The following is a 26,767-nucleotide window of genomic DNA, read 5'->3' as shown; positions in this document are numbered from 1 at the left end:
CATTCGTCAAAATGACGGTGGATAAGGAGATTAAAATCCGTCCGAAAAAAGTAGACCATCCACAAAAACACCGGTTTATGATGCATAAAAAGAAAAAAAGTACTGTGAAATAGCGAGAATTATCCACAACTGTATTTTTATGACTGCATTCATAAAATGAGAATTCAGATATCCACAGATGCCGTATGAAAAGTCAGCTGAAATTTCGGCATCTTTTTTTGCAGAGGGTGGGGGTCAAAGAATTAAGCCTAATGAAATCGTTGATGGGGTGGGCAAAAAAAGTGCCGACCAAGGAATTTATAATCCAGGGTCGGCTGAACTGTTACTATTTATGCCCGTTTCCAGCGATAATACATTACTCCAGCTCTATCGTCCCGGGCGGCTTACTCGTGAGGTCATAGAATACTCTGTTTACTCCCTTAACCTCGTTTACGATCCTGTTCATGCACTTTTCAAGTACTTCGAAAGGAATGTTGGTTACTTCCGCGGTCATGAAGTCATCTGTCTCAACTGCACGAAGAACCACAGCATAGTCATAGGTTCTGAAGTCGCCCATTACACCTACGGAACGTACATTGGTAAGTGCCGCAAAATACTGGCTGATCTTTCTGTCGAGACCTGCATTTGCGATTTCCTCACGGTAGATGGCATCCGCATCCTGAACGATGCGAACCTTCTCGGGAGTTACTTCGCCGATGATTCTGACACCGAGTCCTGGACCCGGGAATGGCTGACGGTATACCAAATACTCAGGAAGACCAAGCTGTAAACCTACACGGCGAACCTCATCCTTAAAGAGAAGGCGCAGCGGCTCGATGATGGCCTTGAACTCAACCTTCTCAGGAAGGCCTCCTACATTGTGATGAGACTTGATAACTGCGCTCTTGCCGAGGCCTGACTCCACAACGTCAGGGTAAATGGTTCCCTGGCAGAGGAAGTCTACAGCACCGATCTTCTTTGCTTCACGCTCGAAAACTCTGATGAACTGCTCGCCGATGATCTTACGCTTCTTTTCAGGTTCTTCAACACCCTGAAGCTTTTCAAAATATTCAGGTCCTGCGTTAACGCGGATGAAATTAAGATCGTACTGACCCTTGTCGCCAAAGATTGCCTCAACCTCATCACCCTCATTTTTACGAAGAAGACCGTGATCAACAAATACGCAGGTAAGCTGCTTTCCGATGGCTTTTGCCATAAGAGATGCAGCAACTGAAGAATCAACTCCGCCGCTGAGTGCCAGAAGCACCTTACCGTCTCCGACAGTCTTACGGATCTCTTCTATCTTATCCTGGACGAATGTCTCCATCTTCCAGTCGCCGGTGCATCCGCATACATCATAAAGGAAATTATGGAATAACTTGTTTCCTTCTACGGAATGCTGTACCTCCGGGTGGAACTGAACCGCATAAATCTTACGCTCAGGATCTTCCATTCCTGCTACAGGACAGTTCTCTGTGTGGGAAATGATTTTGAAGCCCTTAGGAGTTTCTGCAATGTAGTCGGTGTGGGACATCCACATGATGGTGCTGTCTGAAACACCGCGAAGAACAGAATTCTGTTCATCAATGAGCACCTCGGTACGACCATACTCTGATACCGGTGCAGTCTTTACTGTGCCGCCAAGTTCATAGGCGATAAGCTGAGCACCATAGCAGATACCAAGGATAGGTATACCAATATCAAAGATAGCAGGGTCGATGTGCTGAGATTCCTCTTTATATACTGACTGAGGTCCGCCTGTAAAAATGATACCCTTTGGATTTAATTCTTTGATCTTATCAAGACCGATTGAAGATGCGTAAACTTCGGCATAAACTCCGAGGTCACGTACTCGTCTTGCAATCAACTGGTTGTACTGACCACCAAAGTCCAGTACCACAACAAGTTCTTTTGCCATTTTTCCTCCAAACCTTTTAGACAACGAGATACTGTAAATCAATGTATAAAAAATCAGATGATAAATCAATATACAATTAATATAATTTTTCGCAAAAAATGCGTGCCCTTGTAACAGTTCAGTCGGTGGGTCAGGGGGACGGGGTTGGTGTTCCATTTTCCTAAAATGGAACACCAACCCCGTCCCCCTGACCCACCGACTGAACTGTTACGTGCCCTTTGGGAGCCCGCATCTAAATCTAATTACTGGAAGTTCATTATAAGTGTAATTATTCTCAGGCAGAAAAGCACGAATACTACCCACATGGTCGGGCTGACATCCTTTGACTTTCCTTCACAGGTCTTGATGATAACCCATGCAAGAATTGCAAACATTATACCTGTAGCGATTGAGTATGAAAGCGGCATCATAAGCATTGCAAGATAAGCACCAACGGTGTCTGCGATATCTCCGTCGAAGGAAATCTTCTTGGCTGAAGATACCATGAGCATTCCTACATAAAGAAGTGCGGGAGCTGTTGCAAAGCCCGGGATGGCAAGGAAAATAGGTGAAAGCAGCAAGGATACGAGGAACATGCATCCGGTTGTAAATGCTGTAAGACCTGTCTTTCCTCCGGCTGCAACACCTGCTGAAGACTCAACGAAGGATGTGATGGTTGAAGTACCGAGGCAGGCACCTGCTACTGTTCCCAGGGCATCTGCCATAAGAACTCTTCCAACTCGCGGAAGCTTGCCTTCTTCATCAAGTAAGCCTGCCTTATCGGCAACGCCGACTACAGTGCCGACTGTATCGAAAAGGTCTACGTAAAGGAATGAGAATACGATAGCGATAAACTGTATAAGATTCTTTGCTACCCAACCAAAGTTAAACTTGAATGCTGTGTTTGCGATGCCTCCAAGCTGTAATCCCTGTGAGAAATCCGGAATGAGACTGTAAACTCCTGCATCGATGTCAACCTTGTACCAGCCCGAGAACTCGGCAAGGATTCCGAGAAGCCATGTAGCAAGGATTCCTATGAGAACCGCACCCTTAACTTTATAGTTAACAAGTACGATGATGATAATGAAACCGATGAGCGCAAGGGCAACTCTTGGATCTGCAAAGCTTCCGAGAGTTATGGTAGCACTTCCGTCGTTAACATTAAAAAAGATAATGTTTGCGCCCTGAAGTCCGATGTAGGCAACGAAGAGACCGATACCTGCAGAGATACCGTTTTTGAGATTCTGAGGTATTCCGTTGATCATCTGCTCTCTCACCTTGAATACCGAGAGGAGGATAAATATAAGACCCTCTACGAGAACCGCTGTAAGAGCGATGGTGAAAGGATTCTCAACATCGGCAAGCTCGCCGAGACATACGGTATAGGCGAAATATGCGTTGAGACCCAGACCTGCTGAAAGTGCGATGGGGTAATTTGCATAAAATGCCATGATGAAGGTTGCCAATGCTGACGCAATTGCCGTTGCAACGAATACGCCGCTTCTGTCCATAACGGAACCCAGTATGTTAGGGTTTACGGCGAGGATGTATGCCATGGTCAAAAATGTTGTTACACCTGCAATGACTTCGGTCTTCACAGTTGTACCGTGTTCCTTTAGTTTAAAAAACTGTTCCATACAAAAAATAGCCTCCTTTTTTTGCGGGATGATTCTTATATGCTTCGCAGGTCCTGAGACCGGAACGATGCATATGCCCTTTGAAAACATTGATAATTCTAGCACATAATGATGAGGAAGTCTTAAAAATATAATTTCTTGTTGACATCGGAAGGAAACTAAAATATAGTAAATTCCGAAAATCGTGAACAAGAAAATCATGATTTTTAATAAATGAGTTTTTCTCGGGTTTTCATTATCTGTTAAACCCGGATGACTCAGTATATTTCTATAATGCCTGTATCGGAGTTAAGAGCTTCAGGGAATCGATCGTCCATCGGAGCTTCCGGTCATGCGCTTAAACCGACATTAACTTTTGGGTATCAGGCGGATCAGACCTTTCAGGTCAATCAAAAATTCAATCAACAATAATATCATCGGTTTCAGGTTTTATGTGAAAACCTGAGCTTTCTTGACGACCCCTTTTTCTGCGGGTTGAAGTTTCAAAAATAAGGAGAATTAAAAACAATGACAAATGAATATGAAATCAAAGATGAATTATTAACTCGTGGTTATGCGGAGGTTACTATTTCCGATGTTGTGAAAAATTCAGTCCGGATGACCGGAATAACCATCAGAAAAAATAAAGATGAAATCATTTCTCCCTGCATTTATATCACGGATAAAATAAGAAATCTTGAAAATGCCAAAGCTGCCTGTGACTTTATCGAACGTCGCCTGGTAAGAAGTCAGGATCCTGATATCGGAGATCCGTGCGAGCTTATTTCAAAAGAGAATATTCTTAAAAGGGTGGCCATAGGCGTCCAGAGAAGTTCGGATCAGGAGCTGATCAAGCGTTCAACCGAATTTGAAGGCATTGAGCAGTTCCTCTTTATCTCCGGTGACAATAAGGATGGAAGCAGCTGGAAAGTAAAGCTTAGCCGGGCGCTTTTGGACAATGCAGGGCTTAGTGAAAACGAGGTTTGGGAAAGAGCTGAGAAGAATACATTTTCGGAGGAAAACATTTGCATCAAACCTATGAGAAGTATTTTTGAGGAAATTCTCGGAAAGCTTGATGACCCCAATGAGTATGATGTGCCCATGTATGTTGTTTCAAATCAAAAAAGATTGAATGGTGCTGTGCAGATCTTCAATAAAAAAGCTGTTAAGGAATGGGCCGGAAGTCACGGGTACGACACCCTCTTTATGCTGCCCTCTTCTATTCATGAGGTTATAGTGTTGCCGGTGGAGGTGAGCAGTATGAATTTTGAAGAGCTTAATCTGATGGTCAGGGATATCAATGCCTGTGAGGTTAATCCCATCGATCAGCTCAGTGATCATGCATATATGATCGATCTGGCAGGCTGAAAAAGCCATGGCTCCGGGATGTGATTATGAGAATGGCGCAGGCACCGGTAAGACCAAGACACCGGTTTGAACTGAAAAAGACGGACTACGGTATGTGATCACGAGCTGAGCAGACATTTAGTTTGCAGCTTATAATGCTGCTGCCGCGCACTTTATAAATCATGGTTAATACTAAAGAGAGACCATTACGTAGATGAAACACGTAATAGTCTCTCTTATTTTTACATGATCAACGGTTTGCAATGAGTGTGTCCCTTAGTCCGGAAGATGTGATTTGATTATAGAAAACTTTTCCTTGCCATTTTATCAGATGTTCATGAAGGTGTATTGTTTTCGTTTGTTATGGATATTTCCGTATTGCTTTGGTTATAGCCTGTCTTATTGGTATCTGCAACCTTCGTGTTTGGACCATCGTTTTTATATTTGTTTACCGTGAGAGGTTTTAGAGTGTGTCTCCTGTCGTTTTCAAGGGCACTTTGGTACAGTTCTGATTTTGCAATTTCTGCATTAATGTTCTTCATCAATTCATTAAGGGCTTTTTCTGTTTTGCTGAGAGGCTCTGATTCCAAAATTCCATCGTAAAGAGCATTGGCATCCATTTTGAGGGCGTGCATCAAAATAACAAGCTGGTGAGGGTTGGGATGTTTTCCATAATTATTTCTCTCGAATTGAGAAATAGTAACTGAAGGAATTCCTGTTATATCCGAGAGATTCTGCTGAGTATAATTAAGTTCAACGCGACGTCTGGCAATGTTTTTGCCTATAATCTTCCAATCGATGCGATAGGACTTGTTGTTATAGATGGGATCCTCCGGGTAGATTCTTTTGTTTTTTGCACGTTTTCTGTATGTAGGCATAACTTTTCTCCTTATGCCGTGATTTTAATTGCATTTGGAAAATATAAACATTCTCGGATTGGGTGAGAAGTTACCTAATCTGATATAGTTAGCGAAAATTTATATGTCGGATTTGGTGATAAATGGAAATTAAATATACCGGGAAGGGTTAGTTTGAGGATGTTTGCATTTTGTAACAGGGGTTTCCTATGTACAGTAACAGTTCAGTCGGTGATCCGGGTGGGGTGGTCCACCGACGGATCTGTTACTATGTACAAATTAAAAACAAATTTTTAAACTACAGGTTTATTTACAAGTCTTTATAAATTCGCTATTATCATTACGTAACAAGGGCTAGTACCGGTTTCGACGGGGACGATGCAGCTTTAGAAGCTATCCGAAAGACAGTCGCGTTAAACTTCAAACCTAAATATAAACGCTAACGATACAAGTTACGCATACGCAGCTTAATTGCTGCGTGGTCAGCCTCATTGCACTCACACTTTGAGAACCTGGCCTCATCTATGTGAGAAACGACTTTAAGAGTTCCTCCTCTTAAAGGGCGTATCAGAGGATACCGGTCATAACAAGACGTGCACATCTTAGTTATGATGGGGAATCTTAGAAGTGTACTATGATAGTAGAAGGAGAGGGAATTTGTTTTCGGACACGGGTTCGACTCCCGTCTGGTCCACTAAAAAGGGATATCGCCAGGATGATGATCATCCGGGCGATATCCCTTTTTTTCTGTCACTTTTTAAGATATTTCTTTATATAGTGTCCGGTATAGGATTCTTTTACCTTTGCTACTTCTTCGGGGGTGCCCTTGGCTATAACGGTGCCGCCCTTCTCTCCGCCCTCAGGGCCGATATCTATGATGTAATCAGCACATTTTATGACATCAAGATTATGCTCTATTACTATTACCGTATTACCGCTTTGGGCAAGCTTATCAAGCATGACCACAAGCTTGTGGACATCCGCGAAATGAAGTCCTGTGGTGGGCTCATCAAGGATGTAGATGGTTTTTCCGGTAGGTCTGCGGCTTAACTCGGTAGCGAGCTTTATACGCTGTGCTTCACCGCCGCTGAGCTCTGTACTGGGCTGTCCAAGCTTAACATAACCGAGACCCACATCATAGAGAGTCTGTATCTTTCTGGTTATGGTAGGAACATTTTTAAAGAACTCAAGAGCTTCCTCAACGGTCATTTCCAGAACGTCGTAAATGTTCTTTCCTTTGTATTTAACATCCAGAGTCTCTCTGTTGAATCTCTTGCCGTTACATACCTCACATGGAACATACACATCCGGAAGGAAGTTCATCTCTATCTTTACGATACCATCGCCCTGGCAGGCTTCACATCGGCCGCCCTTAACATTGAAGGAAAATCTTCCTTTGCTGTAGCCATGGGCCTTTGCATCCTGAGTTCCTGCAAAGAGATCTCTGATGAGATCAAATACTCCGGTATAGGTTGCGGGATTTGATCTGGGAGTACGGCCTATGGGTGACTGGTCTATGGCGATTATCTTATCCAGCTGTTTGATGCCGTCTATACGTGTGTGCTTTCCTGCTATGATACGGGCTCTGTTAAGCTGGCGTGCCAGTGATTTATAAAGTATCTCGTTTACAAGAGATGACTTGCCGGATCCCGATACGCCTGTCACACAGGTGAACACACCTAGAGGAAATTCCACATCGATATTCTTTAAATTATTCTCCCGTGCACCAACAACCTTTATCCATCCGTTGGGTTTGCGCCTTTTCTTCGGTACCGCGATCTTCAGCTTACCGCTCAGGTACTGTCCGGTTATGCTTCGCGGGTTTGCCATGATCTCGTCTATATTGCCGGTGGCGATGACTTCTCCGCCCTCAGAACCGGCTCCAGGTCCTATATCTATGATATAGTCGGCAGCTCTCATGGTATCTTCATCATGCTCTACCACAAGCACTGAATTTCCCAGATCCCGGAGATGCTTCAAAGTGCCGATGAGACGGTCATTGTCACGCTGATGAAGTCCTATACTCGGTTCATCAAGTATGTATGCTACTCCCACAAGACCGGAACCTATCTGGGTGGCCAGACGTATACGCTGGGCTTCACCTCCGGAAAGAGTTCCGGCAGCACGTGACAGACTCAGGTAATCAAGACCCACATCCAGCATGAAGGTTATCCTGTTTTTGATCTCCTTCAGGATTTCGTCAGCAATCTTATGCTGCATGGGGGTGAGCTCCAGTCCCTGTACCCATTCATTGAACTTGGTAATGGATAATGTTGTGGCCTCGTAAATATTGAGATCACCAACAGTAACTGCAAGGCTTGATGGTTTCAGTCTGGCACCGTGACAGCTTGGACAGGAAGTTATGCGCATGAACTGTTCATACTCTGCCTTCATCCTGTCGGAGAAACATTCCCTGTAGCGGCGGTTAACATTGGAAACAAGACCCTCGAAGGCTACGTGGTGCTCGTTGCCGTTTCCGAATTGGGACTCGTAGTAAACAGTAACCTTCTCGTCTCCTGTTCCGTTTATGATGATGTCTCTGGCCTTATCACTCAGTTCATTAAAAGGAGTATCCAGACTGAAAGCATATTTTTCGGAAAGAGCCTTCAGCATGGCATGGGTATAGCTTCCCTCGTCCTTTGAGTTCATCCATCCCATAACTGAGATGGCGCCTTCATTTATACTCAGGCTCTCGTCGGGGATCATGAGTGCAATGTCAAATTCCATTTTATAGCCGATTCCGAAACACTCGGGACAGGCACCGAATGGATTGTTGAAGGAAAAGCTTCTGGGCTCGATTTCCTCGATGGATATGCCACAGTCAGGACATGCGAAACTGGTGGAAAAATTCACCGGCTCACCGCCGATGACATCCACGGTCATCTGACCCCCGCTAAGCTGCATGACCTGTTCAGTTGAATCTGCCAGACGTTTTTCTATGCCCTCTCTTATGACGAGACGGTCAACTACTATTTCGATATTATGTCTGATGTTTTTCTCAAGCTTTATTTCTTCGGAAAGCTCGTAGAGATTTCCGTCGATACGCACTCTTACATATCCGGAACGACGGGCGCTGTCCAGAACCTTTTCGTGCATGCCCTTTTTTCCTCTTACTATGGGAGCAAGCAGCTGGATACGGGTTCCGTCCTTCATGAGAAGCAGCTGATCTACAATCTCATCTACGGTCTGCCGTCTGATTTCTCTTCCGCAATTCGGGCAGTGAGGGATACCGGCACGTGCGTACAAAAGACGCATGTAATCATAAATCTCGGTAACGGTTCCGACCGTTGAACGGGGGTTCCTGTTTGTTGATTTCTGGTCAATGGATATGGCTGGGCTCAGACCCTCGATCATATCAACCTTTGGCTTTTCCATCTGTCCAAGGAACTGTCTTGCATAGGACGAGAGGGACTGCATATATCTTCTCTGCCCTTCGGCATAAATGGTATCAAATGCCAGCGATGATTTACCTGAGCCGGATAATCCTGTCATGATAACAAGCTCATCCCTAGGGATGTCCAGATCCACATGCTTGAGATTGTGTTCACTGGCTCCCCTGATCTTGATGTAATTCTTTCCCATTACTACTCCGCTTTATATGATAAAAAAGTAAAATGTTTAAAAAACTCGACAAACAAATGTTTGCCGAGCAATTGTATCATGATTGAAATTGAAAATCAATATAACGAATATACGTTTTGCTTTTGTTTATGATTATTTCATATTTCAGATGTTTTGAACCTGATGCAAATACATGTGTATGCGGTCTGCTATAAGTCCCGCGACGAGACCTATCAGGGCTCCGGCAACAACTCCCGCCACCATAAGTACAGGGAGATAAAACAACAGTGCCTCGCTGTGAAGCAGTAATATCGCGGCTAAAAGCTGGCCCACATTATGCATTACACCACCGGTGATACTTACCACTGTTCTTTGGAAACCGCCTATCTTTATAAGTGCGGTCATGGTAAGGAAACTGATTGCAAAGCCAGACAGAGAGTATGCCAGAGTCATGGTGTTGCCAAACATAAAGCTTACCAGAAGGATTCTCAGGAAACTTATGATTAATGTTGGCACAGCACCCAATGTGTAAAGACCTATGACTGTAACTATATTCGGAAGTCCCAGTTTGACTCCGGGGACACCTATATTGATGGGAATCATTGCTTCTACATAGCTCAGAATCATAGCCAGTGCCAGAAGCATCCCGTATAAACTTGTTTTTCTTGATGATATTTTCATAACGGTAATTATAAGCGAAGGGTATTTTAATCGCAAGTATAAGTACTGTGTATAGCAGCGCTTAAGTTATTGCAAAGTAAAAGCGGTACCCATCCGGATACCGCTTTGCTTTTCTGTTTAGTTCTCTGATACTTTTCTTGCAAATAATATATTAATTACAATTAAGGTACGTGGAAATCTAAAAATTAAAGCTTAACTACGTTTACTGCCTGAGGTCCCTTTGCGCCATCCTGAACGTCGAACTCAACATTCTGTCCCTCTTCAAGTGACTTGAAGCCATCACCTGTAAGACCTGAATAGTGAACGAAAACATCCTTGCCTGACTCATCAGAAATGAAACCGTAACCCTTCTGATTGTTGAACCACTTAACTGTACCCTTCATTGTGTATACCTCCATAAAGTAATGCAGAATGATTTCTGCAACGGAATAAATATTAGCATAAACCAAAATCAAGGTCAATCAAATGTATACAAACCGGTTATACATTTTTGAAGGGTGAAACATAAATAAAAATAATATGAACCCCGGGATCATATGTCCACAGGGTTTATTTTGCTGAATCATACAGCTCCTGAAGCTCGGCCACAGAAAAACTATAGTGCTTCTCGCAGTAATCACAGAAAACATCCTGTGTTTTTTTGTCAGCGATCAGAGCTTCAAGCTCCTTCTTTCCCAGGGATATAAGAGCCTTTGATACTTTTTCCCTGCTGCAGTTACAATGAAAACGTACAGGAATATGATCGTTGATCTCCATATCCATATCACCGAGGATAAACTGAAGCATCTCTTCCGGTGTCATGCCTTCGTCAAGCATGGCTGTTACGGACTTGATGTTTGAAAGCTTTTTTTCCAGCTTTGAGATGACATCTTCCGTGGCATCCGGCATAAGCTGAAGGATGAAACCGCCGGACTGCTTTACGGTGTTGTTTGTGTTCATAAGAACGCCGAGTCCCACTGAAGAAGGTATCTGCTCGGATACGGCAAAATAATATGTAAGATCCTCTGCGATCTCTCCGGTCCGGAGATCCACAGAACCGATGTAGGGCTCCTTGAGACCTATATCCTTAATAACACTGAGCTTTCCTTTTCCGAGAGCCTCTCCTACGTTCAAATGTCCTGCTTTGTTTGGAGGAAGAAGGACATTGGGATTGGAAACAAAGCCTTTTACATTGCCCAGATTGTCAGCTGTGGCAGTTAAGCCTTTTATGGGACCGTCGCCCTTTATGGTAAGTGTGAGCACGCTTCTGTCGCCCTTTAAGTCAACACCCATCATCAGCGCTGAGCTCATAAGTCTTCCGATGGCTGCTGTACATATAGGGAAGGTGTTGTGGATTTTTCTGCATTCCTCAACCAGATCTCTGGTTGTACATGCAAATGCTCTGATCAGTCCATTAGCCGCAGTTGCTCTTACCACATAATCATGACTGTCCTCGATATTTGATTGAGTGAGCCTCGCGGCTTTGAGCGGTTCAAAAGAATCTGCAGGGGTTCTATCCTGATAAGTGCCGGCGGAAGCATTACCCTCCACACCGGCACTTATGTTTGTCCTGATCTTTTCTGACATTACTGTTCAGCTCCTGCCATAGCCTTGAGCTCATTTTCCTGGTCTATGCGCATGTGGCACTTCTTGTACTTCTTGCCTGATCCGCAAGGGCACTGATCGTTAGGGTAGATCTTCTTGCCTTCTCTGCGGATGGTTCCTGAAGCCTTCTGTTTACGGTAAAGCTCATGACGCTTCTCTTCTGTAAGGATAGAATCCCATGCAGGAAGTCCGTAAAGCCAGCTTGCCTTTGCCTCTACCATGTTGTAGTAAAGCTTCTCAGGGTCGATCTCAATCTTAACCTGAGTGTTCTCATCCATGGTTTCGATAGGATTGTGATATCCCTTTAAAGACTCGTCGATTCCGTCAAGTACTCCTGTGAAATGGAATACATCGATGCCGAAGTGGTCTGCAAGCTCTTTGACAGTTCCTTCGTATACATGTGAAGGATCCTTGAGTACTTCCTCATAGAATCCCTTCTCAAGTGCGAAGTACTCCTGCCAGAGTCTTTCCTGGTCAGCCTTTGAAAGTCCGTTGCCGTAAGCCTGGGTTCTCCAGGTTTCAAGTAATGTTGCCATAAAAATCTCCTCACCCTGTCACAGGGTTTCCTTTTTTGATAATGTTTCGGTCTGACATTATACGACAGACCACCACACTATTCTACTATATTTATCGCAAATCTGGTGTATAAATATTGTCCATATCATCAAATTCCTGATTTTCTCCGCCCATAGCCCAGATAAATGTATAATTATGGGTTGCGGAAGCACAATGAATGGACCATGAAGGTGAGATAACAGCATCATAGTTATGCATTACCAGATGTCTTGTTTCCTGAGGCTCTCCCATGAAGTGGATAACAACCTGATCCTCAGGCACCTCAAAATATGTATAGATCTCCATACGTCTCTCGTGTGTATGAGCAGGCATGGTGTTCCATACAGAACCCGGTTTAAGTTCTGTCATACCCATGCTGAGCTGGGCTGTCTTAAGTACATCGGGATGGATGAACTGGTTGATGACACGCTGGTTTGCAAGCTCCGGCTCTCCGCAAGGTCTGTGATTTGCCTCTGCCATGGTAATGAGCTTTGTTTCATAGCTTACATGGGCGGGTGCGGAAACCATGAAGAATTTAGCCGGCTTTTCAGCATCATCGGAGGAGAAAAGAACTTCCTTTGCTCCCTTTGTGATGTAAAGGCAATCCTTGTAGCCAAGCTTATATTCTGTACCGTCAACCAGGATCTTTCCGGATCCGCTTCCGATATTGAAGATACCTATCTCACGTCTTTCAAGTATATAGTGTGTTCCAAAATTATGCCAGCAATCGATGCCTTTGTCCAGAGAAACTGTTTCATGTACTGGCATACATCCGAATGTAACCATACGGTCAACATGGGAGTAAACTGCAACTACTTCGTCCGGCTTGTAAAGGTCTGTGATCAGAAATTCGTTTCTGAGTTCTTCTGTTGTGTATCTTTTTACATCTCTCTGATTTGCGCTGTATCTTATATCCATTGATAGCCTCCTGAAAAAAATAATGCTCTTTTGGTTATAAAAAACGGGTCCGGAGCTCTGCCAAAAACAGGACTTCCGAACCCAAAATCATTATACATAAAAATGGCGGAATTGCAACACTTAAAGCGCTTTCAAGGTAATTTAGAAAACCGGTTTATAAAGTGACTGAAAAAGAGCCGGAGGATGCCTCCGGCTCTACACTACTTTTCTGCATTTGTAATATTATCTGCTATCAGGTTTCCCTGGTCATCCAGCGTTACCTTCCTTTTATCCAGAAGATATTGGGTGAGGCGTTTTACCCCCTGAAGGATGATGGCCCAGATGGGAACCCCGATGATCATGCCAACAAATCCAAAGAGGCCGCCGAACAAAAGGATGGAGAACAGTACCCAGAAGCTGCTGAGACCTGTTGAGCCACGAAGGATGTAGGGACCGATGATATTGCCGTCCAGCTGCTGAAGGATCAGGATAAAGATGGCAAAATACAGAGCATGGATAGGACTTTGTATCAGTATAAGTATGATTGAAGGTATGGCTCCGATGAAGGGTCCGAAGAATGGGATTATATTGGTGACTCCCACTATAACGGAAACCAGCATGGTGTAAGGCATATCCATTATGCTCAGAACCACAAAGCATATTATACCGATGATGAAAGAATCGATGATCTTTCCTACTATAAAGCCTCCGAACATCCTGTCTATTTCTTTTAGCTCAGCAATTACCATATGAGCATACTTTGATGGAAGTATGGCGAAGAGAATCCTGCGGGCGCTTATGAGCATGGACTCCTTGGTATTGAGAAGGTAGGCCATGATGATGAGACCGATGATGAAGTTTTTTATCCAGGTTACCGCTGACCATATACCTATTCCCAGGGATGTAATGACATTTCTCAGGTTAGGAAGCAGGGAATTCTGAATAAACTGCTGCATAGAGGTGAAGATTTTTTGTATTTCACCGGACAAAGAATCGCCTATTCCCAGGGAATTTGTAATGCCTTGTATAAAATTGGAGATATGAGTGATGATACCCAGAGAATCAGTGGAGTTCTCAATCAGCTCTGAGAAATAGTCGTCATCGATAAATCTCAAGGTGTAGGACAGGCTGGACAGGGACTTGATCAACTCAGGAATGATCATTGAAACGAGTCCGAAAACAGCTATCAAAACAAGCAGCACGGAGAAAAATGTAGCAGAGATACTGCTGATCCTTGCTATAAAGTTCTGTCTCTTAACCTCAGCAGGAGTTTCTTCGGTATTGTTTTTTGCAAGTTTTCCGGTGACTTCTTCCCGCAGCTTGTCGGTAAACTTATTTTCGGAAATCTTATCAGAAATCTTATCGGAAAGGCTTTTGAGCTTTGCCTGAAGCTTCTGCCTTCCAAGGAGAGCTTTTTCGGTAGTCTGATCCGAGGCAGACTTCATGACTTTATCCAAAAGTATCCCTGTGTATTTATAAATAAGCTTGTAGGCAGGGTTCACAAGATAAGCCATGACAGCACCGGTTATGATGGGCGATAAGATAGCTATCAGATTGTTGAACCTGTCGGTTATCAAATTATAGTTGTGTAAGGCCAATATGACAACGGCACTTCCTACTATCACAAGGAATGCTGTGATTCCCCAGCGTTTCTGTATTTCCCACTTCTCTTTATTCACTGCTGTCCTCCGGGATGATCCTGTATAAGTTTAAGGTGAAAGAATCGAACTTTATCTTATATAACTATAATACTGATTATAACACATGATAAACCAAATTCACTTTTTTACATTAAACTATGGAATTTTTTTCTCCCCAACGTAATCGAGTAGAGGGAAGGCACCCATACTCGATGTCACGTTGGCCTTCAAATGAATATAAATATTCCCTTGAAGGTCGTATCGCACAAACAAAAAAACCGGTGAACTGCTCACCGGTTTAAAAATCATACGATTTTTTGGAGTAAGACCAAAACGCCGTACCACACGCTTGACTCCTAGCCTGTTTGCTAGGTGGGAGACCCCACGAATACCACTATAGTCCTTTACCAGATGGAAGGCATTATATTATGTATTCAGATATCGGAATCCCGTATGTCGTATTTGTAGGTTCAATTTGTGCGGCCTCGCACGTTCTAGTTATTTACTTCTTAAACGAATTATAACAGAACACATTTTTCTGTTCAAGATATACGTAAAACTGTCATGAAAATTTTAGAAATAAAAAAATTTCTTTTTTTCAGGATAAGGCAGTCATGCGGACGTTGTGTTTATACAAACGCGCATGGGAGCTCCGGTTAATTACAGCAGCTGAATTTATGCACCTTCATCTGGTCATAGATAAGAAGAAGGGTTCCGTCCTTAACGCTTATCTCCGCCTCTGTTCCCACGAATTCATTGCTTATTCCGGTGGGGATGGTGTTTTGCAGTTCCACATCATTGACGATGTATTTGAAGCCCTTTTCGGTTACTCCACGGCACCGGTCCGACAGAGCAAGTGCGGAAAAATACCCCTGCATTTCAGCCGGAAATTTTTGGGTTTCGTTATGTATCGCCGTTATGATCTGGAATTCGTTGTAAATATATCCCCGGCAGCCACGAGCAGCCAGAAACCCAAGTATCTGAAGATTGGCAATGCTATGGTCGATACGTTTTCCGGTTCCGCCTATAATATGAAACTCCGAAAAGCCCTGTTCGAGGCCAAGTCTCACACAGGCCATCATATCGGGATCGTTTTTTATGGGATCTATGACCTTTGTTTCGATGCCGTCAACCTCCATCTGTTTAAGATGATGCAGATATTCGGCTTTTTCTGCGTCTTCATATATGTCAAGATCTTTAACCGGTCCGGTGGTGCCTGCTACCCCGTCAATGTGCATTGAATCAAAATCCCCCACAAGGAGATCCGGTAGGATACCTGACTTTATTAAATTCTTATATCCTGCATCTGCGGCTATGATAAAGTCCTCTTCCGTGAGTTCTATGGGGATTCCGAAATAGTCTCCCGCACCGACAATTATGCATCGCTTCATAAATTCTGCCTTTCGTTGTTAAGGCGGAAACCCATCACCTTTATGTTGTGGGTTTCCGCCATTGTTGTTTATAGGATAATGCTTACTTCTCTCTGCTTCTCATATTCCGGAAAAAATCCGTCATCAGATGTGTACAGTCATCAAGAAGGAGTTCTTTTGTTACTTCACATTGATGATTGAATCTTTCTTCGTGCAGCATATCAAGGATTGAACCGCAGCAGCCGGATTTTTGACTCATTGCACCGATAACGACCCTTGGTATCCTGGCCTGGATTATAGCCCCGGCACACATGGGGCAGGGCTCCAGGGTAACGTACATGGTGCAGTCTTCAAGTCTCCAGTCATCAAATGTCTTACAGGCTTTTTTGATGGCTATTATCTCCGCATGCATAAGGGAACTGTGCATTTTATTACGCTTGTTGTAGCCCCGGCCTATGATGGTTCCCGGGAGGATGCCGTGAGCTTCGGCATTCTTATCTGCCTTAGTGTTGGGATCCGTACCGTCATAGACTATGATGCAGCCTATGGGGACATCCCCGCTCATGGCAGCTTTCCGGGCTTCCCTTAGGGCAAGCTTCATATACTTTTCTTCATGGCTTAAATTCATAAAAAATATCCTTATTTACCCTTTGCCTGATCCTGTTTTATGAGGGTACGGATTGCCTCAATGGCAGTGCGAATGGCTTTGTCAGTGTCATGCTCTATGACATTGGAAAGACCGGCCTTCTCACGTTCCTGGTTTGACATGACGAAAAGAACTGCTCCCACCCGGACTCTTAAATAGGCTCCTACGGTAAAGATGGCAGCGGATTCCATTTCTGAAGCCTTGCAGCCAAGCTTAAGCCAGGAATACCATTTGTTCAGGAGCTCGTAATTAACGGGAAGATCCTCCGGCTTGTGCTGACCATAGAAGGCATCCTTGCACTCAACAACGCCAATATGATGTTTGAAGCCCAGATTCTCTGCGGCATTTTTAAGGGCAGTGGTCACCTCAAAATCCGGAACTGCGGGCCACTCGATGGGAGCATACTCTTTTGAAGTTCCCTCCATACGTATCGCGCCGCTGGCAATGACTACATCTCCGGACTCAACATTGAGATCCATACCTCCGGCAGTTCCCACGCGTAAAAATGTATCCGCCCCGCACATGCAAAGCTCTTCAAGGGCTATGGATGCGGAAGGTCCCCCGATACCCGTAGAAGTGACGGATACCTTAACACCGTCCAGAGTTCCTGTGTAGGTAACGTATTCGCGATTATCAGCTATGAATTTCGGGTTATCAAAATACTTCGCGATTTTTTCGCATCGCTTAGGGTCACCGGGAAGTAGTACATATCGTCCTATCTGCCCGGGGGCAACACCTATATGGTACATGGTTTGGTCTTCTGAGTAATTAATCATTTTAATCTCCATTCCGCCCTTAAGCTGTGGCACAAATAGTGATGGAATATATTTTTCACACTAATCTCCATTACGCCCGTTTTGTCTGACGGCACAAATAGTTAAGAGATGTATTTTTCTCATTATGCAAGCTCTAAAGCTATGAGCATCATGTTGTTAAAGGATTTTTCACGCTCATCGGCGGAAAGCTCACCGGACTTGAAAAGATGATCGGAAATGGTAAGTATGGCAAGGGCATTTTTGTGTGCTGCGGCAGCATTCATGTAAAGACCGGCAGCCTCCATTTCAATGGCAAGGCAGCCCATGTCTCTCCACTTTTCGTTTTTTCCCTTTCTCTTGTCGTAGAATATATCTGAGCTTAAGACATTTCCAACATGCACATCCACCTTCAGGTTCTCTGCGGCATCCACTGCCTTTGCGAGAAGACCGTAGGTTGCGATAGGTGCAAAGGTTCCCGGAAGCTCAAACTGTGATACATAGTTGGACTCTGCGCAGGCACCCATGGCGATGATGACATCATTGAGATTAATGTCGTCCTGTAATCCTCCGGCAGATCCGATACGGATAATATTGTCTACGTCATACATGTTGTAAAGCTCGTAGCTGTAGATGCCGATGGAAGGTATGCCCATTCCGCCGCCCATAACGGAAACTCTCTTGCCCTTGTAGGTTCCGGTGAAGCCCAGCATATTTCTTACTGTATTGAAGCATACGGGATTCTCAAGATAAGTTTCTGCGATGTACTTTGCGCGAAGGGGATCTCCCGGCATAAGAACTGTTTTTGCGATGTCTCCAAGATTTGCTTTGTTGTGCGGTGTTGGCATTTTTCATTTCCTCCTAGAATTTATGTGTCAGTCAGGGGCCCTGACTGACATTGATTTTATCCACCGGGGACGGTTCTCACCGGCGAGAACCGTCCCCGGTGGATTTCTGTTCATTAAAGCAGGTTTTCCGGTCCGAAGCTCTCGGGGAGCAGCTGGGCCAGTGTATAGATTTTGTAGTCTTCGGTGCTCCTGGCAAGTATGATCTCGAAGGTGTCAGGATCGCAGAATTCCCTCATGACCTGCCGGCAGATACCGCAGGGTGATGCGTACTGTAAAGGTTCGCCCTCAAGTCCTCCTGTGATTACGATACGTTTGAAATCCTTTACTCCTTCACTTACAGCTTTAAAAAATGCTGTCCTTTCGGCACAGTTTGCTGCCCCGTAGCTGGAATTCTCCACGTTGCAGCCTCCGAAGATCCGGCCGTCGGAGCTTTGGAGTGCGGCCCCTACCCTGAAGTGAGAGTAAGGCGCATAGGAAAAATTACGCATATCCAGTGCTTTTTCTATAAGTGTTTTTAAGTCATTTTCTGTCATATATCTGCCTTTCCCGGAGACATGGATCGTAAATCCGGTCCGGAGATTTCAAGGTCGAAAGCATTGCTTCCGAATAGTTCTTAATCATCAGTTTCGAGCCTGAAGCCCAGAGGATATTTACGTGGTTCCTTTTTGTTAAGTATTTCGGCACTTTCCGAAGCCGCCAGGCGGAAATCCTGTCTGGTTATGAGCCTTCCGTCATTCTGATCTATCTCAGCCCGGAGAAGGGTTTTTGACCAGGTCATGTCAAAAAGATTTCTTACATAACGGGCGTTGGTGAACCTGCCGGATTTTGTAACCTTTTCGGGAAGCTTGTCAAAATACTTAAGGATTTCTTCACGGAGGCCTTCCTCAAGACTGAACTTATTTCTGCGGACCATCCTGAGGAATATATCTCCAAGCTCCTTTCTGCTGAAATCCTTGAATTCGATTTCGCTGTACATGACACTGTCTATATCAGGAACGTCTTTACGTACTTTTTCAAGCTCCTCGTATGTCAGGGCAAGTATCACAACCAGATTACGGTTGGCTTCCATTTCCGAGATCAGGGTTTCCAGAGCCTCCTTATGGAAGTCATATTCAGGCTTGCTGTTTTCCTCATCGCCATCATCAAAGTCTTCAGTGTCTTCATCAAGTTCGCTGACCATTTCTTTTATCTCGGGATATGGTTCATCTATGAAGAGAATTGAGTCCAGAGCATCTCTGCAAATGCTGAGGGTTTTCGGAACTGTTTCTCCCGGAACCGTTCCCATGAGATCCTTCATGCTGTGCTCTATGATCTCACCCTTTTTGAGAATGCCTTTCTCCCGGAGGATGTCGCCGAGAAGTCTCGCAACAACAGTTCGTCCTGTTCCGGGATTACCCACAAACCTTATATTGAGAGGCTGCTTCGTTTCCGACATTTCCTTTATCAGGATATTTAACTGCTCACGGACCTCCTCGGTACCTATCATATCCACAAGCTCCTGCTCCGGAGTTGAGATATCGTGGTGCTTTACTATGAGGTCGCCAATGTCTTTCTCGGTGATCTCCTTAAGCTCCTTTTCTTCAGTTTCCTTTTCTGCTTGTGAAGATTCAGAAGATTTTCTCTTCTTAGCTTTGGTATCAGGTTCTTCAACTTCCTCTTCCGTGATGCTCTGCTCCAGCTTCTTCAGCACCATTTCCTTGACTATCTTCCCTATGGTATTCATACCATAGAAACGTCCGTCGGACTTCTCTTCCGCGATGCGCTTTCTGAATATGGTGAGGGCTTCCGGGGAAATGTTGTAGCCGTAATCCTCAAGCTGGGAAACCGCCGTTTCTTCAAGAAGCTTTTGGTTTAGAGGCGGAAGTGTTACCACCTCAACTGTAAAGATATCCCCTATTACATCCGCTACCTGATTAAGAATCTTCTTCTCAACATAAGGTATCCTGAATATATATCTGTACATATCCTTCTGCCCGTACAGGAACAGAAGGAAATCCCTGAACTCAGGATCGTCTATCTGTCCAACCCAGGCGCTTATGTCTATGCAGTACATACTGGCTTCGGTCTGGACTATAAACTGCTTTGCCATGGTGGTGGGAAGACCTATGGATCTTCCGCAGGCCAGTTGTATCTCACAGCCTCCGTACTCTGACGGAAGCAGATTCTCGTCACGCATGAAATCGAAAAACATTGAGACTCTGGCGTTAATGCCTATATCCTGCTCTGCCGAGAAAAGATAGGCTCTGTCCTCGAGGACATCGATGAATTCCTCTGTCTGAAGAGCCGGAGCGATGCGGTTCAGGCGTTCGCAAAGTGAGATGAGACTGTCACTTCCCTTAAGGTTCTTTATCCTCTGGAAAGCCGGGGCGATGTCTCCGTCTTCTTTCTTGTTTCCGAAGGAGATGGGATCCTGACCGAGCTTTTTCTCGGACTTTTTGGATTTGACATTATCCTGCTCTTTTCCTTTTTTGGAAGGCTTGCCCACGTTGCCGGCCCCCTCTTCTCCCACAGTTACTATCTCTGTTTCATCAGAACCCTCGGAATCCTCCTTCAGGGAGGTATCGGGGGCTGTTCTCATGCGTTTGCGGCTTGGAGCACCCTTTGTCTGTTCATGGCTGCCTTCTTTTCCGCCACCTTCTTCGAAACCGGTAAGCTTCTCGGTATGGGACTCTTTACCGGAAGACCTTCTTTTACGAGCGCTTCCGGATTCCGGCTCACTCTGACCGGATTCATCCTCATCCTCATCTTCATCCTCATCACTGACAGCACTGATCCTGTAGTTAATGATGGCTTCCTGAACATCGTAATCCATCTCGAATCTGTTCTGGAGAATCTGCCTCAGGTAGTAAACGGCTTTCTCCTCGTCAAGGACATTTTCATCATAGATAAAGGTGGATTTTGTGACTCCCAGGTACTGTACCTCCAGAGGAAGCTGTTCTGTCATGTCCTTGGCAATGATGTGTGAAGGAACACTCATGTCTTTTTCCGAAACGGCGGCAAGCCACTGCTCGTCAATGAAAACTGTTAATGCTCTCATATAGCTCTCCTGTAAACGCATGTTTTTCGTCGTTTATCTCTGACATATTGAGATCAACCCACAGGCTTTTGTATCAGCCTATTTTTGAAAGCTGTCCTGCGATACTGCCATCGTAATTGTAATAAACGATCGTATTGTAATCAGAGAATAATAAATACGACTCCTGATCCTTTTTGTTTGATTTAAACATTGTGATGCCGGGATGAGGAATATTTTTTCCGACGTAGGTGTAGGTAATGGTATCAAGGCCATCATCGTCGGACAGAATTACATTGAGCTCGGTGTCGGAGTTTTCTGTAATGTCTATGGTATAGTATTTGGTCTTTGTCCCACTGAAAGTAATGGGTCCGGAATATAATCCGTTGTAGCTGTTTCCGTGGAGCTGGGCAGCTCTTATTTTGGCCTGGGCTACAGTATTCTGATCGCTGCTCATACGGTGCATGACATAGCCCTTCACAGTCCACCTGCCTAAAGGATCCACTGTGAGTCCATCCGGGGTGATGGTATTGATGAGGTAGCTGTCGGAGTTCAGGAAATAGTATCTTTCTGCCATTCCGTTTCCTGCGGTGTCGGCCCATAACCAGGCACCCTTTGCGTCCTCGATCTGCTGTAATGTCATTTCCGAACCATCTATGCCTCTCGCATTGGGATTCATGGGATAAGTAGGTTCGCTCATGCCAGTATTTGCGATGGTTCCTTGTCCTACGACGGTGTAGGCGAGGGTTTCCGCGGGAAATGCGAGGAGCATGAAAAACGCCATCGAAAGCGCCTGCAGTTTAATTAAACGTTTAGATGTTGATGTCTTTTTATTCACTACACTTTTGGCAGTAATGTCCTTCGTATCAAACGGACTGTTAAAAGTTGAGGTTTTGAGTTTCATTGATTTTATGATGTTTGATTTATTTGGATTTTTCATAATAATATCCTTTCGTTGTCATGGACAGAAACCCACTTGCTTTAGCAGGTGGGAGGAGTCCTGTTTATATGCATCTCCTTCTGTTTTGACTGATTATCACGAACAAAATCTTATATATAATAATAGCATAGTTGAATCGAAAATTTGACATATTTTTTCTGCATGTCCGGAATTAAAAGAAAAATTCTTTTATTGCTTTTTCTGCTGCCTCCCTCCGGAGTCACATGGGAATCCGGGGAATCTTGGGCAGACATCACTGAGATTGCCTGTGTTAAGTACCGGAATAACAAGCTTGTTGTTTTTCTGAAATGGCGGAAAAACCAGGAAAAAACAAAAGCGGCAGAAACCACGTAATTCCGGAGGGAATGGGGCTTCTGCCGCTTTTGTTTGATTTATGAGGTTGATGGGACTTGAACCCACACGTCAGGGACACAGGAACCTAAATCCTGCGCGTCTGCCAATTCCGCCACAACCTCACGTTGGTGTATGATGCAATCACCGTTCTATCTTAGCAAATGAGGGGCGGATTCGCTAGTGTTTTTTGGCTTCAACCTTTCTGTTTTATTTCGGCATAAAGCTGTCGGGAAAAAAGGCGGGACATTTATGAAGGAATCAGCTCTTTCCTGCAGAGATTACTGTATTTATTTTCGAAGTCTTTGACAGAAACGGGCTTTGAGAAAAGGTAACCCTGATATACATCACAGCCCATGGCATTTAACATTTCAAACTGATTTGGCGTTTCAACACCCTCAGTTACGGTTCCTATGCCCAGGCGTTTAGCCATAAAGATGATGGAATCAAGAATTATCTCTCCCCTGTTTTCGTTTGAGGATTTGCTGAGAAATCCCGTGTCGATCTTTATCACGTCTGCATTGATGTCTTTAAGCATATTCAGTGAAGAATAACCGCTTCCGAAGTCATCGATCTCAATCAGAAATCCTGCCTCCTTAAGACGCATTATGAGATTGTTTACGGCAGAGATGTTTTTTATGATCACAGATTCTGTTATCTCGAGGTGAAGCTTTGACGGATCCACGGCATATTTATGTACAAGATCTGTTATCACCTTGAAAACATCCATAAGCTCCATATCTTTGGGGGATATATTGATGGAAATGTGGAGGTCTTTGAATTCAGTATGCTTCCACTCCCTGAGTTTACGGATTGCAAGCTCCCATATGTAACTGTCAAGCTTACCGATAAGATCGGATTTTTCAAGAATAGGGATGAATGCATTTGGCGGAATGATCGTGTTATTGTCTTTTCGCCATCGAGCAAGAGCTTCTGCGCCTATCAGATCCCCATTGGGATCCATCTGGGGCTGCAGGTAAATGCTGAATTCTCTATGTTTCAAAGCATAGTCAAAGTTTGCAATTATGGACTTTTCCGTAAGAGGCTGATGCTCTTTGTAAGGCAGATATTCTTCGCGGGTTATTAATGATGCGGCATTTCGTATTTTTTCAAAAAAATGATATAGAAAGGGATCTATAGCTAAGTTTCCAAAGCTGAAATAAGCATAGTTGTTTAACATATATTTTTTCCTTACTTTTAAATCTTATTGATTTTTTGGGATTTGTTTTTTGACCGGATATCAAGAAGATATCGGGATTAAAAGAATTTTAAAATAAAAAAACTTGATGAATCAATCATCAAGGTAAATACATAAGAGATGAGGCTGACGGGATTCGAACTCGCGACAACTTGATTAAAAGTCAAGTGCTCTACCGACTGAGCTACAGCCTCATAAACAGGGCCAGTTGGATTCGAACCAACGAATGCAGGCGTCAAAGGCCTGTGCCTTACCGCTTGGCGATAGCCCCACTTTAGCCTGCTGGCTAAGGGTGGGTACCGGAATTCGAATCCGGGATCTCCAGAACCACAATCTGGCGCGATAACCAACTACGCTATACCCACCATATTACGGTCGCTCATGCGAACCTATGTTATCCTCTTTTATTAAAGAGAAATGAGCCAGAAGGGATTCGAACCCCCGACCCACGGCTTAGAAGGCCGTTGCTCTATCCAGCTGAGCTACTGACTCATTTGTCACTCGTTTCAAGCGACTCAGTTATTCTAGCGAATAGCTGATTGAATGTCAACACAAATATTTGATTTTTTTATTTTTATTTTACGAGGGCCTTGAGGCCCTCGTAAAACCGTCATATCAGTGAGTAAGATCGTATGCTTCACGGCAAAGCTTTGCGATTCCGTCCCAATCCTTTGCTGCAACCATATCCTTCTTGCATACCCATGTTCCGCCAACGCTGATGATCTTGTCGAAACCGAGATACTCGTTAACATTATCAACATTTACTCCGCCTGTAGGCATGAACTTGAGCTGAGGGAATACGCTGGCAAGTGACTTGATGGTCTTAAGTCCGCCGTAGTTTCCTGCAGGGAAGAACTTAACCATAGGAAGGTTGTATCTTAATGCGTTTGTGATATCTGTAGGAGTACATGTTCCCGGGCAGTAAGCTACACCGTGTCCGATAGCGCACTGTGCTACTTCATCAGAGAATGAAGGTGCAACGATGAACTGAGCGCCTGCATTGATGGCACGTGTGCACTGCTCACGGTCGATGACTGTTCCTGCACCAACTACTACATTCGGACACTCCTTAGCGATACGTGCGATGGCTTCTGCTGCTGCAGGTGTTCTGAAGGTAACCTCGGCCATAGGAAGCTTGCCGGCCTCAAGAGCTTTTGCAAGAGGAACTGCATCCTCAACATCATCGATAACTACTACAGGACAAACCTTGATCTCAGCAAGCTTAGCCATAAAATCTTGTTGTGTCATAACATATCTCCTTTATTTTCAATATAAAAACTTATCATATGCGGTAATGCACGGGGGATTGGCATCACCTTGGTATACATTTATTTGTAACCGCTTACATTTTTGTATTATATAGGATTATCGTCCGGCTTACAAGAGGGAATTTGCTATATTTTAAAGAATAAACATGTACCGGCGGGGACGGTTCTCTCCGGTGAGAACCGTCCCTACCGGTGAGAACCGTCCCTGCCGGTACTGAGTGAAATAAAAAGGGAAACACCATAGCGGCGTTTCCCTGAAAATGTATTTTAAAAATATATAAATTGCTCAGTGAAGCTTCAGATAAACCTGGTGGTAGCTGAGCTCTCCTTCTTCGCTTACGTCGACAACCATATAGGATGGACGTCTGTCTGACTGTCTCGGGTAACTGATGGAACCGGGATTTATGCAGGTTACGCCGTTTATATCCTTGAGATAAGGCCGGTGGGTGTGACCGAACATGGCGATATCGCAGCCCCGGGCTTTGGCTTCCTCTGTAAGCTGGGTAAGGTCCATACCGACTCCGTAGTAGTGTCCATGGGTAAGAAAGCACTTGTGTTTACCCAAAGTGATCACCTGCTCTCTCGGAAGTTCGGTGAAAAAGTCATTATTGCCCTGAACAAAGTAGCATTCAACACCGTCACCGGCATATTGCTTTATCATATGCTCGGTTCCCTCGGAATCCCCGAGATGTATGAGATAATCAATCATTCCGAGTCTTTTCAGAACATCTTTAAGATTGTCATCATTACGATGAGAATCGCTGACTATCAGGGCTGTCTGAAAGGGGCGGACAAGTCCGCTGCCCTCCTTTCTTTCGGGAAACGCACCGCTGTTAATGCCTTTTTCTTTGTCTTCCCCGATAACACGCTTTAAAAGCTCCCGCATGGCTCTCAGGGCTTTTCCTCTGTGGGACATACTGTTTTTCTCCTCTGCCGTAAGTTCTGCGGAAGTTTTTCCGTATTCGGGAAGGTACAGTATGGGATCGTAACCGAAACCGTTGGTTCCTTTAGGCTCTTTTGCTATGAGGCCTTCGAATTTTCCTTCTGTGTGAAAGACTCTTCCGTCGGCAAATACCGCACAGATACTGCAGGCAAAATGTGCTGCTCTTTCATCTCCCTCTGCGAATCTGAGTTCATGGATGATTCTTGCATTTTTGACATCATAGGAGGTGTCTTCACCGAGATATCTTGCGCTGTAAATACCCGGCATACCCAGCATGTAATTTACGCATAATCCGGAGTCGTCCGACATGATAATGTCATCGTCCTGCAGCATATCGTGGGCAAGCATATAACTTCTTATGCCGGAAGCCTTGAGCTCGGCATTTTCGGCAAAGGTCTTTCCTGTCTCAACAGGTTCAAAGTCGATTCCGAGCTCACTCTTTGCTACGATATCTTCAGTCACATCGCCAAGGATCTGCCTGATCTCTTTCATTTTGTTCTTGTTATGGGTGGCAAAAATAATACGCATAATGTCTACTTTCTTTTTCTGAGTTTACTGCTGCTTTTGGATACTGAAATCTGTTGTCGTAAAAACGCTGCAGCAAAAATCATAATCGCTTCCAGTAAGTAATCATACCAAAGACACAGCCTAAGATGAAAGCTTTATTTATCATTTTGGATAATTTATCCCCCTGGCCCACCGACTGAACTGTTACCCGGGTATGGCAAAGCACCACAGGGGACGGTTCTCGCCGGCGAGAACCGTCCCCTGTGGTACTTGATAACATCGCAGATGAGGAGTCTTATGCATGGGAAACCTCATCT

The 26,767-nt window shown here is 44.4% G+C and carries 21 protein-coding genes, 5 tRNA genes and 1 other RNA gene; 2 read left to right on the top strand and 25 right to left on the bottom strand.

Going from position 1 to position 26,767, the window contains the following annotated elements:
• Positions 1 to 355: 355 nt before the first annotated feature.
• Complete coding sequence (gene guaA / locus G625_RS0103735) at positions 356 to 1,897, bottom strand: glutamine-hydrolyzing GMP synthase (RefSeq protein ID WP_029200040.1); 1,542 nt, start codon at positions 1,895 to 1,897, stop codon at positions 356 to 358.
• Positions 1,898 to 2,139: 242 nt separating this feature from the next.
• Positions 2,140 to 3,513: an NCS2 family permease gene (locus G625_RS0103730; protein WP_029200039.1), complete on the bottom strand. Its 1,374-nt coding sequence runs from the start codon at positions 3,511 to 3,513 to the stop codon at positions 2,140 to 2,142.
• A gap of 507 nt (positions 3,514 to 4,020) precedes the next feature.
• Between G625_RS0103730 and G625_RS0103725 the strand changes: the two genes are divergently transcribed.
• Entirely contained in the window at positions 4,021 to 4,860 is an 840-nt protein-coding gene (locus G625_RS0103725) for a DUF5688 family protein (RefSeq protein ID WP_029200038.1), read from the top strand.
• Between the two features lie 314 nt (positions 4,861 to 5,174).
• Here the strand turns inward: G625_RS0103725 and G625_RS0103720 are convergent, their stop codons facing one another.
• The gene (locus tag G625_RS0103720; RefSeq protein WP_029200037.1) at positions 5,175 to 5,717 is read right to left on the bottom strand and encodes a helix-turn-helix domain-containing protein; all 543 of its coding nucleotides are present in this window, start codon (positions 5,715 to 5,717) and stop codon (positions 5,175 to 5,177) included.
• 330 nt (positions 5,718 to 6,047) lie between these two features.
• Between G625_RS0103720 and ssrA the strand changes: the two genes are divergently transcribed.
• Positions 6,048 to 6,393: a transfer-messenger RNA gene (gene ssrA / locus G625_RS21810) on the top strand.
• Between the two features lie 53 nt (positions 6,394 to 6,446).
• Here the strand turns inward: ssrA and uvrA are convergent.
• From uvrA to rdgB, 22 genes are all read right to left on the bottom strand, one after another.
• Positions 6,447 to 9,278, bottom strand: a complete 2,832-nt coding sequence (gene uvrA, locus G625_RS0103715) for an excinuclease ABC subunit UvrA (RefSeq protein ID WP_029200036.1) — start codon at positions 9,276 to 9,278, stop codon at positions 6,447 to 6,449.
• A 144-nt stretch (positions 9,279 to 9,422) separates the two neighbouring features.
• On the bottom strand, positions 9,423 to 9,938 hold the full coding sequence (locus G625_RS0103710; protein WP_029200035.1) for a Gx transporter family protein: 516 nt from the start codon (positions 9,936 to 9,938) through the stop codon (positions 9,423 to 9,425).
• A gap of 185 nt (positions 9,939 to 10,123) precedes the next feature.
• Positions 10,124 to 10,321 carry a cold-shock protein gene (locus tag G625_RS0103705; protein ID WP_029200034.1) on the bottom strand — a complete coding sequence of 66 codons (198 nt, stop codon included), beginning with the start codon at positions 10,319 to 10,321 and terminating at the stop codon, positions 10,124 to 10,126.
• Positions 10,322 to 10,487: 166 nt separating this feature from the next.
• Positions 10,488 to 11,375: an Hsp33 family molecular chaperone HslO gene (gene hslO, locus G625_RS0103700; RefSeq protein WP_029200033.1), complete on the bottom strand. Its 888-nt coding sequence runs from the start codon at positions 11,373 to 11,375 to the stop codon at positions 10,488 to 10,490.
• Between the two features lie 128 nt (positions 11,376 to 11,503).
• Positions 11,504 to 12,058, bottom strand: a complete 555-nt coding sequence (locus G625_RS0103695) for an SEC-C metal-binding domain-containing protein (protein ID WP_029200032.1) — start codon at positions 12,056 to 12,058, stop codon at positions 11,504 to 11,506.
• Between the two features lie 91 nt (positions 12,059 to 12,149).
• Positions 12,150 to 12,995, bottom strand: coding sequence for a 5-dehydro-4-deoxy-D-glucuronate isomerase (kduI, locus tag G625_RS0103690; RefSeq protein ID WP_029200031.1), 846 nt, complete (start codon positions 12,993 to 12,995; stop codon positions 12,150 to 12,152).
• A gap of 200 nt (positions 12,996 to 13,195) precedes the next feature.
• Positions 13,196 to 14,653, bottom strand: a complete 1,458-nt coding sequence (locus G625_RS18200; RefSeq protein ID WP_044931447.1) for an AI-2E family transporter — start codon at positions 14,651 to 14,653, stop codon at positions 13,196 to 13,198.
• A gap of 617 nt (positions 14,654 to 15,270) precedes the next feature.
• Positions 15,271 to 16,005, bottom strand: coding sequence for a thiamine diphosphokinase (locus tag G625_RS0103680; RefSeq protein WP_029200030.1), 735 nt, complete (start codon positions 16,003 to 16,005; stop codon positions 15,271 to 15,273).
• Positions 16,006 to 16,087: 82 nt separating this feature from the next.
• Positions 16,088 to 16,612 carry a nucleoside deaminase gene (locus tag G625_RS0103675; RefSeq protein WP_044931444.1) on the bottom strand — a complete coding sequence of 175 codons (525 nt, stop codon included), beginning with the start codon at positions 16,610 to 16,612 and terminating at the stop codon, positions 16,088 to 16,090.
• Between the two features lie 11 nt (positions 16,613 to 16,623).
• Complete coding sequence (gene udp / locus G625_RS0103670; RefSeq protein ID WP_029200028.1) at positions 16,624 to 17,406, bottom strand: uridine phosphorylase; 783 nt, start codon at positions 17,404 to 17,406, stop codon at positions 16,624 to 16,626.
• A gap of 122 nt (positions 17,407 to 17,528) precedes the next feature.
• Positions 17,529 to 18,230 (bottom strand): purine-nucleoside phosphorylase, encoded by a 702-nt coding sequence (gene deoD, locus G625_RS0103665; protein ID WP_029200027.1) that lies wholly within the window; start codon positions 18,228 to 18,230, stop codon positions 17,529 to 17,531.
• Positions 18,231 to 18,343: 113 nt separating this feature from the next.
• Entirely contained in the window at positions 18,344 to 18,763 is a 420-nt protein-coding gene (locus tag G625_RS0103660) for a cytidine deaminase (protein ID WP_029200026.1), read from the bottom strand.
• An 80-nt stretch (positions 18,764 to 18,843) separates the two neighbouring features.
• A complete protein-coding gene (locus G625_RS0103655) occupies positions 18,844 to 21,267 on the bottom strand; it encodes an AAA family ATPase (protein ID WP_029200025.1) in 2,424 nt (807 codons plus the stop codon).
• A gap of 73 nt (positions 21,268 to 21,340) precedes the next feature.
• Entirely contained in the window at positions 21,341 to 22,183 is an 843-nt protein-coding gene (locus G625_RS0103650) for a hypothetical protein (protein WP_029200024.1), read from the bottom strand.
• A 395-nt stretch (positions 22,184 to 22,578) separates the two neighbouring features.
• Positions 22,579 to 22,659 (bottom strand) — tRNA-Leu (locus tag G625_RS0103640).
• Positions 22,660 to 22,784: 125 nt separating this feature from the next.
• Entirely contained in the window at positions 22,785 to 23,714 is a 930-nt protein-coding gene (locus G625_RS18195) for an EAL domain-containing protein (RefSeq protein ID WP_049895665.1), read from the bottom strand.
• A gap of 139 nt (positions 23,715 to 23,853) precedes the next feature.
• Positions 23,854 to 23,926, bottom strand: a tRNA-Lys gene (locus G625_RS0103630).
• A 5-nt stretch (positions 23,927 to 23,931) separates the two neighbouring features.
• Positions 23,932 to 24,003 (bottom strand) — tRNA-Gln (locus tag G625_RS0103625).
• Positions 24,004 to 24,023: 20 nt separating this feature from the next.
• A tRNA-His gene (locus tag G625_RS0103620) sits at positions 24,024 to 24,097 on the bottom strand.
• 53 nt (positions 24,098 to 24,150) lie between these two features.
• Positions 24,151 to 24,224 (bottom strand) — tRNA-Arg (locus tag G625_RS0103615).
• A 123-nt stretch (positions 24,225 to 24,347) separates the two neighbouring features.
• Positions 24,348 to 24,980: a bifunctional 4-hydroxy-2-oxoglutarate aldolase/2-dehydro-3-deoxy-phosphogluconate aldolase gene (locus tag G625_RS0103610; protein ID WP_029200023.1), complete on the bottom strand. Its 633-nt coding sequence runs from the start codon at positions 24,978 to 24,980 to the stop codon at positions 24,348 to 24,350.
• 306 nt (positions 24,981 to 25,286) lie between these two features.
• Positions 25,287 to 26,471, bottom strand: a complete 1,185-nt coding sequence (gene rdgB / locus G625_RS0103605; protein WP_029200022.1) for an RdgB/HAM1 family non-canonical purine NTP pyrophosphatase — start codon at positions 26,469 to 26,471, stop codon at positions 25,287 to 25,289.
• Positions 26,472 to 26,767: the final 296 nt, after the last annotated feature.

Source organism: Oribacterium sp. NK2B42 (assembly GCF_000424445.1).
Classification (GTDB): domain Bacteria; phylum Bacillota; class Clostridia; order Lachnospirales; family Lachnospiraceae; genus Oribacterium.
Note: the sequence above shows the minus strand (reverse complement) of the source record. Positions and strands in the feature narration are given on the sequence as shown.

Coding starts and splice junctions, on each gene's coding strand:
- G625_RS0103650 (WP_029200024.1), bottom strand. CDS start 22,183: ATGAAAAATCCAAATAAATCAAACATCATAAAATCAATGAAACTCAAA.
- G625_RS0103655 (WP_029200025.1), bottom strand. CDS start 21,267: ATGAGAGCATTAACAGTTTTCATTGACGAGCAGTGGCTTGCCGCCGTT.
- G625_RS0103660 (WP_029200026.1), bottom strand. CDS start 18,763: ATGACAGAAAATGACTTAAAAACACTTATAGAAAAAGCACTGGATATG.
- G625_RS18195 (WP_049895665.1), bottom strand. CDS start 23,714: ATGTTAAACAACTATGCTTATTTCAGCTTTGGAAACTTAGCTATAGAT.
- G625_RS0103680 (WP_029200030.1), bottom strand. CDS start 16,005: ATGAAGCGATGCATAATTGTCGGTGCGGGAGACTATTTCGGAATCCCC.
- rdgB (WP_029200022.1), bottom strand. CDS start 26,471: ATGCGTATTATTTTTGCCACCCATAACAAGAACAAAATGAAAGAGATC.
- G625_RS0103730 (WP_029200039.1), bottom strand. CDS start 3,513: ATGGAACAGTTTTTTAAACTAAAGGAACACGGTACAACTGTGAAGACC.
- G625_RS0103710 (WP_029200035.1), bottom strand. CDS start 9,938: ATGAAAATATCATCAAGAAAAACAAGTTTATACGGGATGCTTCTGGCA.
- udp (WP_029200028.1), bottom strand. CDS start 17,406: ATGATTAATTACTCAGAAGACCAAACCATGTACCATATAGGTGTTGCC.
- kduI (WP_029200031.1), bottom strand. CDS start 12,995: ATGGATATAAGATACAGCGCAAATCAGAGAGATGTAAAAAGATACACA.
- uvrA (WP_029200036.1), bottom strand. CDS start 9,278: ATGGGAAAGAATTACATCAAGATCAGGGGAGCCAGTGAACACAATCTC.
- guaA (WP_029200040.1), bottom strand. CDS start 1,897: ATGGCAAAAGAACTTGTTGTGGTACTGGACTTTGGTGGTCAGTACAAC.
- G625_RS0103695 (WP_029200032.1), bottom strand. CDS start 12,058: ATGGCAACATTACTTGAAACCTGGAGAACCCAGGCTTACGGCAACGGA.
- G625_RS0103720 (WP_029200037.1), bottom strand. CDS start 5,717: ATGCCTACATACAGAAAACGTGCAAAAAACAAAAGAATCTACCCGGAG.
- G625_RS0103610 (WP_029200023.1), bottom strand. CDS start 24,980: ATGACACAACAAGATTTTATGGCTAAGCTTGCTGAGATCAAGGTTTGT.
- G625_RS0103725 (WP_029200038.1), top strand. CDS start 4,021: ATGACAAATGAATATGAAATCAAAGATGAATTATTAACTCGTGGTTAT.
- G625_RS0103675 (WP_044931444.1), bottom strand. CDS start 16,612: ATGAATTTAAGCCATGAAGAAAAGTATATGAAGCTTGCCCTAAGGGAA.
- G625_RS0103705 (WP_029200034.1), bottom strand. CDS start 10,321: ATGAAGGGTACAGTTAAGTGGTTCAACAATCAGAAGGGTTACGGTTTC.
- deoD (WP_029200027.1), bottom strand. CDS start 18,230: ATGCCAACACCGCACAACAAAGCAAATCTTGGAGACATCGCAAAAACA.